The sequence below is a fragment of the Bacillus sp. WC2503 genome (assembly GCF_052682895.1).
Genome location: NZ_JBQYMD010000001.1, coordinates 500008 through 513880 on the forward strand (window position 1 = coordinate 500008; position 13873 = coordinate 513880).

Sequence of the window (13873 nt, forward strand, 5' to 3'; positions counted from 1 at the left end):
CTTAAGTAGAGATATTTAAAGGAGGGCTTACAGAATGTCTGAACAAAATAAAGCAAAAACATTACCAGATCGCAATGAGATTGAAGAAGCAAGTACGTGGCGATTAGAAGATATTTTCCAAACAGATGCAGAATGGGAAAAAGAATTTCAAGCGATTAAAGAGTTACTACCGCAGTTAACTGAATTTAAAGGGAAGCTTGGTGACTCTGCGAACAACTTACTTGAGGCACTGCAATATGAAGATGAAATTTCAATGCGACTAGGTAAGCTATATACATATGCTCATATGCGTTACGATCAAGATACAACAAACTCTGTGTATCAAGCTTTAAATGATCGTGCGACGAATTTATATTCACAAGTATCTAGTAGCACAGCGTATATCGTACCTGAAATTTTATCTATTTCAGAAGATACACTACAAGCATTTTTAAAAGAAAATAGAGACTTAAGTGTATATGAACATGCATTAGAAGAAATTACACGTCAACGTCCACACGTATTATCTGAGGCTGAGGAAGCTTTATTAGCGGAAGCATCTGAAGTAATGAGTTCATCAAGTAATACATTTGGTATGTTGAATAATGCGGATTTGAAATTCCCGTCTATTAAAGGCGAGGACGGAGAAGAAATAGAAATTACGCATGGTCGTTACATTCAGTTTTTAGAAAGTGATGATCGTCGTGTTCGCGAAGATGCATTCAAAGCTGTATTTGAAACGTATGGGAAATTTAAGAACACATTTGCAAGTACGTTAAGCGGAGCGGTGAAACGTAATAATTTCAATGCACGTATTCGTAAATATGACTCTGCTCGCCAAGCTGCATTGAGCAATAATAATATTCCTGAAGCAGTTTACGATCAACTCGTTGAAACGGTAAATGATCACTTACATTTATTGCACCGTTACATCGATATTCGAAAGCGTGCGCTAGGACTTGATGAACTTCATATGTACGATTTATATACACCACTTGTACAAGAAGTGAAAATGAATGTGAAATATGAAGAAGCACAAGACATGTTATTAAAATCTTTAAACGTACTTGGTGATGAGTATGTTGAAATTTTGAAAGAAGCATATGAAAATCGCTGGGTAGATGTGTATGAGAATAAAGGAAAACGAAGCGGAGCATATTCATCTGGTGCATACGGAACAAATCCTTATATTTTAATGAACTGGCATGATAATGTAAATAATTTATTTACACTTGCTCATGAGTTTGGTCATTCTGTGCATAGTTATTACACAAGAAAGACACAGCCGCACGTATACGGTGATTATTCAATCTTCGTTGCAGAGGTAGCGTCAACTTGTAATGAAGCGCTTCTAAATGATTATTTATTAAAAACGACAGAAGATAAAAAAGAGCGCCTATATTTATTAAATCATTATTTAGAAGGATTCCGTGGTACTGTATTCCGTCAAACGATGTTCGCAGAGTTTGAGCATATTATTCATAAGAAAGTACAAGAAGGACATGCTGTTACGCCAGATATGTTAACGGAGATCTACTACGATTTAAATAAGAAATATTTCGGTGACGCTTTAGTAATCGACGAAGAAATTGGATTAGAATGGTCTCGCATTCCGCACTTCTACTACAACTATTACGTATATCAATACGCAACAGGATTTAGTGCAGCAACGGCTCTATCTAAACAGATTTTAGAAGAAGGGCAACCAGCGGTAGAACGTTACATTAATGAATTCTTAAAAGCAGGAAGCTCTGATTATCCAATTGAAGTGCTGAAAAAAGCAGGAGTTGATATGGCATCTCCTGAACCAGTGAAAGAGGCACTACAAGTATTTGAAGAGAAATTAAATGAATTAGAAGCGTTATTATTTGAAGAAAAGTAATGAGAAAAGACGAGGGATTTTATCCTCGTCTTTTTTGTTTAAAAATACAATTTGTCGATATTTGTCGAAATGAAAATCGGTTTTCCTTACTATTTCTAAATTTGAAGACAGTTTTATAGTTAATTTTTGAATTCAAAATCCTTTAAATCGTTTTCTATGGTTGAAATAAGAGAGAGCGATGACGATGACTCCGAATAAAAGAGGAAAGGCGATAATTTTAGGAAAAGCTTGTAATAGAGAGAGAATGTACAAGAAAAAAGAAACAAGGACACATGAAAAAATTAGTAAAATATAGGATTTCTTTATGAAAAACACCTCCTAAAGGGCTTTTATATAGCTTATTCAAAAATGAAAACGTTTAGAATGTGACAAAAGTGTGAAATTCGACAAAAGGGGTTGTCATCTGACGTCGAATCTTGTAATATAATAAGCGTGAACGAATTCACATACAAACATATACCCCTTTGTTTGAACGTGAAAATTTCTCCCATCCCCTTTAATATTTTTATAAGCCGTAAAGAAAAAGACCTGGTGTTTACACCAGGTCTTTTTCTATTGCTATCCATTTCCAATAACGCTCACATTTTACGTCAATCATTTGTACTTTGCGTTTCAGTTGTAATTTTTTTAGTTCGCGCTCGATCTCTTGTTGCGAGCAGTCATATATAAATGCTACTTCTTTTGAAGATATAAATTGCGTTGCTTCTAGTAACATTTCTAAAGGCGGTAATGGTTCTGGCTCGATTTCACATTTTACGAGCTCTTTTAATAATTGTACGTATACATCATAGGAATAAGTTCCAGCGATTTTAATGCCTTCTTCATCTGAGTTCGCATGAAAAAAGACGAGGGAAGGTATTTCTGTAATATGCATTTCATTTGTGAATTTTAAGTCACATTGGAAAGCTTTTTTTGCGCTGGCGGAATGTAGATCTTTTTTAAATTCTTCTACATCAATATTGCTATCTTTTGCACATGCAAGCAATAATTCGCAGTCAGGGTTTGATACATTTTCAAGGAAAATGTATTCTTGGAGTTTTCGCAAAAACTTCGAACCTGCTTTTCGGCCTTGTAACTCCGCTGCTTTAATTGCCATCGAAACTAAATATGGTGTTGATGATGCCTCTTGCATATGTACTTTTCCATCACATGAAAAACCTTGTAAACTTGTCGTCTTTTCCCACACAAATCGAATATTAGCAGGTTTATTCCATTTGTGTGAGGAAGCGTTCGTTCCGTCCACTTTTCCAGTTACAATATGACGAATAGAGAAGTATTTCCCGTATTCAAGCCATAGTTTAATAATAAAGGGTTCAATTTCCCAGCAATCTTTACAAAGTGGATCAATAAATAAATATGCTTCTACAGACTTATGCTCACATGCGGAAGGAGATGGCATATTGATATGCTTTGCTTCCTGTTTATCCATTATATTTCACCTGTTTCGTTTGGAGTATTAACCATATGCTGAGCAGTTAATGCTAAACGTTCAAAAACGAACTCTCTTATATGACCGTGTACTCCTGTGTCATCCATTGCTTGCTCCATACATGATAGCCAAGCCTCTGCTCGTTTTGGCGTAATCTCAAACGGAAGATGGCGTGCTCTTAACATAGGATGACCATGTTCTTCAGTGTACAAATTAGGACCACCTAAATATTGTGTTAAAAATTGTTTTTGCTTCCTAGCTGTTTCTGTTAAATCATCCGGGAAGATGGGAGATAAGTCAGGGTGTTTACTGACATAGGAATAAAATGTGTCTACTAATATTGCAATGCATTGTTCACCGCCAATTGCTTCAAATGGTGTCATCGGTTGCTTGCTCATCCTTTATAAACTCCTTTTTCCATGAAATGTATATCTATTGTAGCAATGGAATGTTCGAGAGGGCAAATAAACAGCCTTCCTAACATTCTTTGCTTCTTCTACAGGTGTAAATGAACCTTTTACTTTTTAAGAAGTGAGATGTATCCACTAGTAGAACGGATTCACTAGTGGAATTTTCACTTTAGCGTGCTTTGTTTTGTTTGGCAAGGAAAAAGCGTTTTACTTTGTTATTTGTATGGCGAACTGGTACGTTATGCTGTGTTAACAAATGAATAAATGCAGCTTTTCCTGTTTCTTCGTCTTGCACTTCATATTCAATTTCATAATCATCGTGATTGTAATAGAAACTATGATCAAAGACAAGCGTTCCGCCTTCAAATAATGTTTCAGCTCTTTCAGTTGTTAAACTGCCCATATAAGTTAAAGCGGAAACAGGAATTTGTAATTTGTGTAGTTGGTCTACTACAGCACCTTGAATGATTGTGTTTGTTTCCATCATCATTTTTGCTTCGGCCTCGGTTACAACTTGATGCGTTTCTAACAAGCCGATTTCTGCAGGTTGTTTTAACGTTAATGTATAAGTTTCCCCTTTATGACGAATACGAAGTGCAGAACCAGCTTCTTTTAATGAAAAGTCGGGCGTTTCAAAGTAGTGATTCACTTGTTTCGTGAAAGCTTCAATAGAAAAAGATTTGCATAATGATTGGAATTCTTCTTCTGTAACGATATTTTTAAATTCAATTTCAATTTCTTGTGTCATTGTATGCGCTCCTTTTGAAAAATAATTCTTTACACATTATCGCTTTTTCACAAATTTGGTTCAATGTTTTATTTGTTTGCGTCCATGTTATGATACAATAATACTGTTAAGTAAGACAGGAAGTTGAGATGGAGGAGTTCGAGCATGCAAAATAAAATTCAAGTAAAGAGCGTAGAAATGAGAGAGAATGCGCTTATTTTTTGTGCGGAAAATACTGAAATAGAGGTAAAGGAGTTAAGTGCGCGTAATCATGTACTTGTAGACTCAGACAATTTATCATTTTTATATATCTTAGAAAACGAATCATCTTTCATATATGTAAGTATTCCGCATACATGCTGGGAAGCGATGCGTGAAGCAATGAATAAAGATACAGCGATGTTTATTCAAGTGAATGATGTTGAAATGGAATTAGAAGGTTTAAAAGAAGAAGTAGAATATTTAGTTGAAAATATTGAAGGTAATGCAAATTACGGAGAAGAACTAGTAACTGCTGTAGAAAAAGTATTTCTATAAGCAAATGGATTGATTTTGGTGGTGGTTGAAATGAATCGAAATTGGGAAGAATTTTTAGCACCTTACCATCAAGCGGTGGCAGAGCTGAAAGTGAAACTAAAAGGAATGCGTACTCAATTTGCAATGTTAACAGAGCATTCTCCAATTGAGTTTGTAACAGGAAGGGTAAAGTCGGTTGCAAGTATCATTGATAAAGCGGAGAAGAGAAATGTACCGCTAGACCGGCTCAGAGAAGATATGCAGGATATCGCGGGCCTTCGAATGATGTGTCAATTTGTTGATGAGATTAAGCCTGTTGTAGAATATCTCCGAAAACGAAATGACTTTGAAATCGTGGAAGAGCGTGATTATGTTACGCAAAAGAAAGATAGCGGTTATCGCTCTTATCACGTTGTTATTAGTTATCCTGTTCAAACGATTCAAGGGGAACAAAAAGTATTGGTAGAAATCCAAATACGCACGCTAGCAATGAACTTTTGGGCAACGATTGAGCATTCTTTGAATTATAAATATAGTGGGCGTTTTCCTGAAGATATTAAAATACGCTTGCAACGTGCAGCGGAAGCGGCGTTTTTATTGGATGAAGAAATGTCTTCTATTCGTCTTGAAATTCAAGAAGCACAAAAGGCTTTTTCAAGAAAGCAAGAAACGAAAGATTCCGAATCATAAACTAAAGGGTGTTGGCGATGAAATTTACAATTATGTCAAAGGGAGATCAATCATCAGATACACTAGCAAGCACGATGAAAGAGTACTTGCTAGATTTTGGATTCATTATGGATGAAAAGGAACCCGATATTGTAATTTCTGTTGGGGGAGATGGAACGCTTTTATATGCGTTTCATCGTTATTATAATCGATTGGATGAAACAGCATTTGTTGGTGTACATACAGGGCATTTAGGTTTCTATGCAGATTGGTTACCGACAGAAGTAGAGAAATTAGTAATTGCGATTGCTAAAACGCCATTCCAAGTGGTGGAATATCCGCTTTTAGAAGTGATTATTCGCTATGTGAATGGAAGTAAAGAGTCACAGTATTTAGCGATGAATGAAGCGACTGTAAAAAGTGCAGAGGGCACATTAGTAACAGAAGTGGAAATACGGGGAGAGTACTTTGAAACATTCCGCGGGGATGGTCTATGTATCTCAACTCCTTCAGGAAGTACTGCCTATAATAAAGCACTTGGCGGTGCAATTATTCACCCTTCTATTGAAGCAATTCAAATTGCAGAAATGGCATCCATTAACAACCGTGTGTTTCGTACTGTAGGCTCGCCGCTTGTATTGCCGAAGCATCATACATGTGTGTTGAAGCCGGCTCCAGGGATGAACTTACAAATTACGGTGGACCATTTAACGATGGTTCATCAAGATGTGAAATCAATCCAGTATCGCGTTGCAAACGAGAAAGTGCGATTTGTTCGTTTCCGCCCGTTCCCATTCTGGAAACGTGTCCGTGACTCGTTTGTTGCAGATAAATAGAAGGGGTTTATATATTGAACAGATTTACATTGAAATGGGATATAGAGTCAGCTGAAGAGGGAACTTTAGTTAGAGAATTTTTGAAAACAAAAGGGATTTCTAAAGCTGCTTTAACGGATATAAAATTTCATGGCGGAGCCATTGAAGTAGATGGTCAATATGCAAGCGTTCGTCATCAACTACAAGCGGGCGAACAGTTACGTGTTTTTTTTCCAGTGGAAGAAAGAAGTGAAGGGATGATTGCGGAAGATATCCCACTATGCATTGTATATGAAGATGATGCAGTTCTTGTCATCAATAAAGAAGCGAACATGTCAACGATTCCGTCTAGAGAACATCCAGAGGGAAGTGTTGCTAACGCGCTTTTGTCTTATTATGATAAGCAGCATCTTGCCAGTACGGTGCACATTGTAACAAGGTTGGATCGTGATACGTCAGGACTCATGCTTATTGCAAAAAATCGTTTCGTACATCATCTTTTATCGAAACAACATCAACAAAAAGCTGTGAAACGAACGTATGAAGCAATTGTTCATGGAGAGATGATAAAACGTGAAGGAACGATTGATGCACCGATTGGTAGAAAATCAGATAGCATCATTGAACGAACATTTTGTGAGGATGGACAGAGGGCAGTTACTCATTTTAGAGTGATTCATAGCTCCTCGCAAAAGACGCATGTATCTCTTGAACTTGAGACAGGAAGAACGCATCAAATCCGCGTGCATATGGCTCATATGGGACATCCGTTACTTGGTGATGACTTATATGGAGGAAGAAGGGATGAAATGAAACGACAAGCACTTCACAGTACATCTTTGGCGTTTTATCATCCTATTTTAGAAAAGGAAATGTCTTTTGCTACGACGATTCCAAGCGATATGCAGCAGTTATTAATGCACGCTTAAAAAGGGACCAAAATTCTTATGTAATGAAGAATTTTGGTCCCTTTTTTCTTAGCGGAATAATATTAAAATTTGATTATCATCCGTACGCTTAATAACGAAAAATCCACTTTCAGCTTTTGTAGCAATGCCGTCATCATTTGGACGACAATATCCATGCGGTTCGCAAGTGCCATCATCACGTACTAACATTTGTCCAATTAATCCGACAGGAAGCCAACCAGAACGGTCTTTTCTTGCTATATATTTGCAAGCTGGATCCCATTCTGTATTTAAAAGTGGTTGTATTTCTTGTGTTTCTGTACGTACATATTGACGCTTTCCAAAGTTATCTGTTTTATAGCGCTTTTGCCAACTTAAAGCACCACTATTTCCTATAATAGCGGGGGTTGCACTAGATATTCCTAAAATGAAAGAATCGTTTGAAGTAGCTATCCGAATTTTTTCTTCGCTACTAAATGTAACGAAATAACCGACATCAATAGCTTTATGGTCCGCGGTTTCAAACATTTGTGCAAAATCCGTTCCGCCTGCATTGTAAGAAGCACCCTCAATGTACATTTCTCCATTATGAGCAAGCCATTTAGCACCGATATTATGATCGGTATCGTTTGTTCCATTTGCAATAAACCAAGAATAGGCTTCTTCGGCCGTGCCGAATCGTCCCATAATATGGCTTCCTGCAAAATGAGCTGTTGATGTATGATTACCTTCCGCATGAGAAGAGAATCCATTAGCGATAGTTGCGGTTCCTTCTGCGTGTGCTGCTTCGCCTAAAGCAATCGTATGTTTACCTTCCGCGTGAGAATAAGAGCCGCCTGCTGTCGTTTCACTTCCTTCACTATGCGAACTATGTCCAGTTGCTTTTGTTTTCGATCCTTCTGCATGGGAGCAAGTTGCTTTTGCGTGTGTAAGAAGTCCTTCTGCATGTGAAACTGTACCCTCTGCATGAGAGTGAAGCCCCTCTGCATGTGAATATCGGCCTTCTTTTTTTACTTTCGTATTTTCAGGTGCAGGAGTCTGAATTATGATCGTTTTTTCTGTTTGTATATTATTTGATGGAGTTAATGCTTCTTTTATTTTTTTTACTTGGTTTATAATATCGGTTGGAATTTCTGGTTGTATTTTTTTATTTATTGCTACAGGAATGTTCTCTTCCGTATTTTCCTGTTTTTCTTCAGAATGCAGTATTTGTTCATCGTGATGAGAGAGATGTTTATTTTTTTGTTGCATCTTTACTTTTCTACGATTGATTATGCGACTCATTACAGCATTTTCTAAAGAGACATATTTTGTTTTAGCTTTGCTCTTTTTTGATGACTCTTGTTCTTCTAGTTCTTCTATAGCTGCAGCTCGAATGCCGCACCAGTTGTTAATTCCATACATGGGCTGATATAAAGGGTGGAATTTTCTTTTTTGTTTAGAAGATTTTTTCTTCATTCTGTCACCTCCTGCGACATTATATGTCGTGCAATTAAAAAAAGATGCACTTTATTGCATCTTTTTTTAATTGCTTTACCTAGATTTATATAGGATACATCTAGAAAATATGATAATCTCTCGTTATTCGTGAATTGTACGAAGTAGAGAGGATTATGAAATTGGGCGGAATTTCTCAGGGACAAAAGGAAGGGAAGAAGGGACAGAAACGGTCTCCATTTCAGGGTAACGTAATCCAGTTAGTTTACCTCCAAATACAGCGCCAGTATCGATATTGACTGTATGATTTACAAAACGAGGTTCTTTTACTGGTGTATGTCCATATATAATCCAAGCGTCGCCCTTATATTCTTTCGCCCAGTCGCGACGGACAGGAGAGCCATCATCATGTTTTTCACCTGTAATATCGCCATATAATACAAACGTTTGTACTTTTTTATCTTGCCTTCCGATGTAATCTTTCCGAATGCCAGCGTGACATACAATTAACCTTTTCTCATCGAGCACGTGATATAAAGGGGAATTTTCATAAAGGGTGATGAACTTTTCTTTTATGATTTGCTGTTTTTGAAAAGATAGTGCTTCGTATTCAGCAGCAGTTGTTTCAAGTCCGTGAGCGATTGTCACATTACGTCCGAGGAAAAATCGGTACAGCTTATTACAGTGATTTCCAGGAGCGTAATAAGCCTCTTTTTTATGTATGACAAGTTCCCATACAAGTTCAATCATATGTAATGAATGAGGGCCACGGTCTGTAATATCACCAACGAATGCCAGCTTTCGCTCGTCGGGATGAACTGGCATTCCACTATTCCATTTATATCCTAGTTTCGTCGTTAAGTTTTGAAACTCTTGGAAGCAGCCATGAATGTCACCTATAATGTCATATTTCATATGTAAACCTCCATCCTATTTTTCATTAGTATAACTAAAAAAGGATAGAGATAAAAATATCGTTTTTTGCACGATTTATTTAAACATAAAAACTTTCGTTCGTGAGCGAACGTTTAAAATAAATCCAATTGCAATCATGTATGTAAGCAACGAACTTCCTCCGTAGCTCATAAGGGGTAATGTGATTCCTGTAATAGGTAGTAATCCGATTGTCATCCCGATATTTTGAAATACTTGAAAAGTAAACATTCCGATTGTACCAGCGCAGATGTAACTACCGAAAGGGTCATTACTTTCTAAAGCGATATGAATCATGCGGAAAATAAGTAGGAAAAAAAGTGCAATAATGACACTTGCGCCTAAAAATCCGAATTGCTCAGCGACATTAGTGAAAATAAAATCTGTATGTGGTTCTGGAAAGTATACTTGTCCATTTTCCCAACCTTTTCCTTGCATTTCTCCTGATCCAGTAGCTAAAAAAGCTTGTCTTAATTGATAGCCTTGCGCGTCATATTCGTAAGGGGCCAGCCAACCATAGAAGCGGTTTAATTGGTATTCTTTTAAGATATACTCCTTAAAGAATTCTGTATGAGCAATATAAATATACGTTAAGGTAACACCTGCTGTGAAAATAACGGAGACTAATCCGAAAATAAAGCGCCAACGTATACCGGAAACTAGTATCATTGCTGCCAGCATCGCTGAAATTACCATTGTGTTTCCTAAATCAGGTTCTTTTGCAATAAGTAGTAGCGGTGGCAAACTCGTTGCGAATATTTTTCCGAGTAAGATAAAATCTTCACGAGGTGTTCGAAAAAAATATTTTTCGTTATGATTAGCTATAATTCGTCCAATGACGATAATTAAAAATAATTTCATAATTTCTGAAGGTTGAAAATTTCCGATGCCTGGGAGCCTGTACCAAGCGGTAGCCCCTTTAATTGTAACGGCACCTGGAACCTGAAGTTCTAGCCCGATAAGTAATATCATTGCAAAGCTATATAAATACCAAGCAATTTTTTGATACCGATCGAAATCGATAATCATAATAACACTAATAGCGACAAATCCAATGAAGTACCATTGTATTTGCTTGAGTGCAAAATTTACATTTTGTAAAAATGGTGGTAAAGAGGTTTGCGCACTTGCAATAGCAAAGCAACTAACAGTCCCAATGGCAAATAAAATGAATAGTAATACGTAGTCTATTTGATATTGAGAATTCGTATCTTTCACTGTATGTAATCCTTTCTATCGCCTAGTAAATATGTTGATGACGTCATTCTAAAAGTAATATAAGCAGACTGTCCATACATTTATTCCACTATTTATGTAAAGTCATACATAATAGGGAGGAATAGCTCCTCCCTTATGCAAAGCTATCGTGGATTTAGCTCTTTTATAATTATATTTAAACAACGAGAAAGACGTATATGTGCATCTGGAATGAGATTGGGGTATTGTTTATAAAACTCGAATGCACCCATACACCACTCATAGGCTTTGAGCAGACTAGTTCTATAATCATTGAAATCTTGTAAGAAACCATACTTTTTTGAGGTTAAAACGAGATGTGAAAAATCTTCAGATCCTTCAAGTAATTTATGGTGTACTTGCTGTCCATCATGAAAGCGAAAGGAACTTAAAGGTTCAGTGATATAAAATGCATCACCTTTTGAAAGTAAACCCATCCAAGAGGCCATATCAACACTACAACAATAGTTCCTTTCATTTAGAGTACCAAAAGGTTCTGTTAATAGTCGCCTTCGAAAGAGTACAGTCGTAGGTTCACCAATAATATTCTGTCCAGATAAAAGCATATGGTTTCCAAAATCTATCCCACTTAGCAGGGTATCTTCGCTATACAATCTATTTACAGCGGGATGGTTTTCAATTATATCTCCATTTTCATCAATCCAAGTGCGATATGATGTAATAAGTGCGAGTTTTTGATTTAAGTCTTGTTGGAAATAGAACATCATTTTCTCAATTTTATTACTATGGAATAAGTCATCGTCCATTAAGAAGTTTATGTATTCGCCACTAGACTGTTCTAAGAGCATGAGGTCATTATGGAATTGTCCTAAAGTAGTACTATTCCGGATATATGTTATATGGGAATGGTTTGGTAAGTATTTTTCATTCATTAATTTTTCAGTTTCATCATTCGTACTATCGTCTCCTACAATAACTTCAATGTTTGGATAAGTTTGTGCCAAAGCACTTTCTAAAGCGATTTTGAAATAATGTGGTCTATTATAGGTGGGAATAAGGATGGAAACAAGAGGTAGATTTTTTTCATTTGTCATACGTAACTTCCTTTCAGAAGCTTTTTTTTGTAAGAACAATATCTTGATAACTCGTATATTCATGTCGGCCGCACCATAAACCATAGTGTGGTTTATTCATTACCTCTAAGCCATATTTATTCAATAAAGCGCAAATATCTGTTTCAGGATAAGCAACTGCGAAATTAGGAATATCTTTATTTACGACATAACAATTTTCAATTTGATGATAAAATCCTAACGTACTTAGTCCTGCATTTAAATAATAGGATGACTCAGGGTTTATTAAAAAGAACGTAATAAAACATCTCCCGTCTTTTTTTAATACACGTGCAATCTCAGATACGTAATGTTCTAATTCTGTTGGGAGAAGGTGCGTAAATACAGAAGTTAAAAAGATGAAATCGAATGTCGCGTCTTCATATGGAAACTTATAGTGAGAGGCATCTTCTTTTCCTTCTGGATTGTAAAATTGATTGTATATGTCAACGTGTTCAAAATGAAAATTATTACGGGTAGTTGTAATATTATTTTTACACCAAGTGATACCTTCTTTAAACAAATCAAATCCATAATACGCTCCATCATCAGTTAAGTAATTCATTAATGGAACAGCCATTCGGCCGACGCCGCAGCCTACATCTAATACTTTTTCGTTTGACTTTAAAGCCCCAATTTGAATGAAATGCTTTAGGAATTCTTTACCGACCTTTTCAAAATCGCCACCTACATATTGGACGAGTTCAGGAGGGGGGAGTAATTTTATTTCTTTTTCAAGTTCGCTCATAAATACACTCCTTCCTTGTAGTAAAAAGGCAAACCAATACGGTATCCATATTATCTCGATATTTACAGACGAATCTCACCTCAAAACGAAGAGTATGGGGAAATTAAAGTTTTATTTGATAGCGAAAGAGGATAAGATGTGACCGCTTATTACATACAAGGAGATTCCTAAAACGGTTCATGTATTCAAGTATTAGATTAATAGGAATGGAACCTCCTTATAATCAAAATTTCTCTTATTCTTTTCGCCAATATACACCAAAGATATCAATTTTAGTAATAGGAGCTTTTAAGTTTCTTTGATTTCTAAAGTCCGTCACAGCTTCTGCACAAGCTGGTAGTCCATAGTCATCAATAATAATATAGCCACCTGTTGAAACTTTATCGTATAAGTTCACGAGACCATCCATCGTAGATTCATACATATCCCCATCAAGTCGTGCAATTGCAATCTTTTCTATTGGTGCTGTTGGTAAAGTATCTTTAAACCAGCCTTTTAAAAATTTTACTTGATCATTTAATAAATCATATTTTCTAAAGTTTCCTTGTACTTGTTCTAAAGAAACACGTAAATAATCGAATGTGTGTAAATAATCACCGTAGTCTTTCGGATATTGTTCTAAATTCGGTGCTGGCAAACCTTCAAATGAATCTGCAACCCAAATATTGCGATCCGTAATGTTATTGGCTTGTAAAAAGCCATTCATAAAAATGCAAGAACCTCCGCGCCATACACCTGTTTCGATAAAATCTCCTTCTATATTTTCACGAACAACGGTTTCCATTGCCTCATGTAACTGATTCATACGTTCTCGGCCAATCATACTATGTGCTGCTCTTGGCCAATCCAGTCCATCATGACGTTCACTTTTTGAAACATCTGGCTTTACAATTTTTAAGTTATGATTTTCGGCATATTGCTTAATGAATAAAGGGAGTGGTACGGTAACTGGCTCGAATTGAAGTTCTTTTGATATATGTAGAGATGCAGGTAAGTACTCCTCATATTCTAACCATATTTCAAATAAAATTGTTTTCTTTAGCAATTCGAGATAAAGCTGAACAGCAGATTTATTTTCCATATTTATGCCTCCTGCAAAATGTCATACAAC

At 36.3% G+C, this 13873-nt stretch carries 14 protein-coding genes; 5 read left to right on the forward strand and 9 right to left on the reverse strand.

Going from position 1 to position 13873, the window contains the following annotated elements; genetic code table 11:
* The first annotated feature begins 34 nt into the window (after nucleotides 1-34).
* Nucleotides 35-1861 carry an oligoendopeptidase F gene (gene pepF, locus ACUN26_RS02690; protein ID WP_000003362.1) on the forward strand — a complete coding sequence of 609 codons (1827 nt, stop codon included), beginning with the start codon at nucleotides 35-37 and terminating at the stop codon, nucleotides 1859-1861.
* 535 nt (nucleotides 1862-2396) lie between these two features.
* Here the strand turns inward: pepF and ACUN26_RS02695 are convergent.
* From ACUN26_RS02695 to ACUN26_RS02705, 3 genes are all read right to left on the reverse strand, one after another.
* Nucleotides 2397-3290, reverse strand: a complete 894-nt coding sequence (locus ACUN26_RS02695; protein WP_000360648.1) for a ClpXP adapter SpxH family protein — start codon at nucleotides 3288-3290, stop codon at nucleotides 2397-2399.
* On the reverse strand, nucleotides 3290-3688 hold the full coding sequence (locus tag ACUN26_RS02700) for a globin domain-containing protein (RefSeq protein WP_000043381.1): 399 nt from the start codon (nucleotides 3686-3688) through the stop codon (nucleotides 3290-3292). Before ACUN26_RS02700 ends, ACUN26_RS02695 begins: the two co-directional genes overlap by 1 nt.
* A 181-nt stretch (nucleotides 3689-3869) precedes the next feature.
* Nucleotides 3870-4448 carry a CYTH domain-containing protein gene (locus tag ACUN26_RS02705; protein WP_000191111.1) on the reverse strand — a complete coding sequence of 193 codons (579 nt, stop codon included), beginning with the start codon at nucleotides 4446-4448 and terminating at the stop codon, nucleotides 3870-3872.
* 144 nt (nucleotides 4449-4592) lie between these two features.
* On the opposite strand from ACUN26_RS02705, the gene ACUN26_RS02710 reads away from it, so the two are divergent.
* The 4 genes from ACUN26_RS02710 to ACUN26_RS02725 are packed head-to-tail and all read left to right on the forward strand — an operon-like array spanning nucleotide 4593 to nucleotide 7356.
* The gene (locus ACUN26_RS02710) at nucleotides 4593-4964 is read left to right on the forward strand and encodes a UPF0738 family protein (protein ID WP_001180013.1); all 372 of its coding nucleotides are present in this window, start codon (nucleotides 4593-4595) and stop codon (nucleotides 4962-4964) included.
* Between the two features lie 30 nt (nucleotides 4965-4994).
* On the forward strand, nucleotides 4995-5633 hold the full coding sequence (locus ACUN26_RS02715; protein WP_001081482.1) for a GTP pyrophosphokinase: 639 nt from the start codon (nucleotides 4995-4997) through the stop codon (nucleotides 5631-5633).
* A 17-nt stretch (nucleotides 5634-5650) separates the two neighbouring features.
* Nucleotides 5651-6448 (forward strand): NAD kinase, encoded by a 798-nt coding sequence (locus ACUN26_RS02720; RefSeq protein WP_000673191.1) that lies wholly within the window; start codon nucleotides 5651-5653, stop codon nucleotides 6446-6448.
* Between the two features lie 14 nt (nucleotides 6449-6462).
* The gene (locus tag ACUN26_RS02725) at nucleotides 6463-7356 is read left to right on the forward strand and encodes an RluA family pseudouridine synthase (protein WP_001079100.1); all 894 of its coding nucleotides are present in this window, start codon (nucleotides 6463-6465) and stop codon (nucleotides 7354-7356) included.
* Nucleotides 7357-7404: 48 nt separating this feature from the next.
* Here the strand turns inward: ACUN26_RS02725 and ACUN26_RS02730 are convergent, their stop codons facing one another.
* The 6 genes from ACUN26_RS02730 to ACUN26_RS02755 form a co-directional block, all read right to left on the reverse strand.
* A complete protein-coding gene (locus ACUN26_RS02730; protein ID WP_000730504.1) occupies nucleotides 7405-8793 on the reverse strand; it encodes a peptidase G2 autoproteolytic cleavage domain-containing protein in 1389 nt (462 codons plus the stop codon).
* 153 nt (nucleotides 8794-8946) lie between these two features.
* Nucleotides 8947-9687, reverse strand: a complete 741-nt coding sequence (gene prpE, locus ACUN26_RS02735) for a bis(5'-nucleosyl)-tetraphosphatase PrpE (RefSeq protein WP_000872707.1) — start codon at nucleotides 9685-9687, stop codon at nucleotides 8947-8949.
* Between the two features lie 75 nt (nucleotides 9688-9762).
* Entirely contained in the window at nucleotides 9763-10923 is a 1161-nt protein-coding gene (locus ACUN26_RS02740) for an FtsW/RodA/SpoVE family cell cycle protein (RefSeq protein ID WP_000655682.1), read from the reverse strand.
* A gap of 143 nt (nucleotides 10924-11066) precedes the next feature.
* Nucleotides 11067-11996 carry a glycosyltransferase family 2 protein gene (locus tag ACUN26_RS02745; RefSeq protein ID WP_002038165.1) on the reverse strand — a complete coding sequence of 310 codons (930 nt, stop codon included), beginning with the start codon at nucleotides 11994-11996 and terminating at the stop codon, nucleotides 11067-11069.
* A 13-nt stretch (nucleotides 11997-12009) separates the two neighbouring features.
* Entirely contained in the window at nucleotides 12010-12762 is a 753-nt protein-coding gene (locus tag ACUN26_RS02750) for a class I SAM-dependent methyltransferase (protein ID WP_001292084.1), read from the reverse strand.
* 235 nt (nucleotides 12763-12997) lie between these two features.
* Nucleotides 12998-13843 (reverse strand): TylF/MycF family methyltransferase, encoded by an 846-nt coding sequence (locus ACUN26_RS02755; RefSeq protein WP_000428841.1) that lies wholly within the window; start codon nucleotides 13841-13843, stop codon nucleotides 12998-13000.
* Nucleotides 13844-13873 lie beyond the last annotated feature (30 nt).

What these genes read in the sequence shown, in the direction of transcription:
- pepF (WP_000003362.1), top strand. Translation starts at nt 35, where the DNA reads ATGTCTGAACAAAATAAAGCAAAAACATTACCAGATCGCAATGAGATT.
- ACUN26_RS02695 (WP_000360648.1), bottom strand. Translation starts at nt 3,290, where the DNA reads ATGGATAAACAGGAAGCAAAGCATATCAATATGCCATCTCCTTCCGCA.
- ACUN26_RS02700 (WP_000043381.1), bottom strand. Translation starts at nt 3,688, where the DNA reads ATGAGCAAGCAACCGATGACACCATTTGAAGCAATTGGCGGTGAACAA.
- ACUN26_RS02705 (WP_000191111.1), bottom strand. Translation starts at nt 4,448, where the DNA reads ATGACACAAGAAATTGAAATTGAATTTAAAAATATCGTTACAGAAGAA.
- ACUN26_RS02710 (WP_001180013.1), top strand. Translation starts at nt 4,593, where the DNA reads ATGCAAAATAAAATTCAAGTAAAGAGCGTAGAAATGAGAGAGAATGCG.
- ACUN26_RS02715 (WP_001081482.1), top strand. Translation starts at nt 4,995, where the DNA reads ATGAATCGAAATTGGGAAGAATTTTTAGCACCTTACCATCAAGCGGTG.
- ACUN26_RS02720 (WP_000673191.1), top strand. Translation starts at nt 5,651, where the DNA reads ATGAAATTTACAATTATGTCAAAGGGAGATCAATCATCAGATACACTA.
- ACUN26_RS02730 (WP_000730504.1), bottom strand. Translation starts at nt 8,793, where the DNA reads ATGAAGAAAAAATCTTCTAAACAAAAAAGAAAATTCCACCCTTTATAT.
- prpE (WP_000872707.1), bottom strand. Translation starts at nt 9,687, where the DNA reads ATGAAATATGACATTATAGGTGACATTCATGGCTGCTTCCAAGAGTTT.
- ACUN26_RS02745 (WP_002038165.1), bottom strand. Translation starts at nt 11,996, where the DNA reads ATGACAAATGAAAAAAATCTACCTCTTGTTTCCATCCTTATTCCCACC.
- ACUN26_RS02750 (WP_001292084.1), bottom strand. Translation starts at nt 12,762, where the DNA reads ATGAGCGAACTTGAAAAAGAAATAAAATTACTCCCCCCTCCTGAACTC.
- ACUN26_RS02755 (WP_000428841.1), bottom strand. Translation starts at nt 13,843, where the DNA reads ATGGAAAATAAATCTGCTGTTCAGCTTTATCTCGAATTGCTAAAGAAA.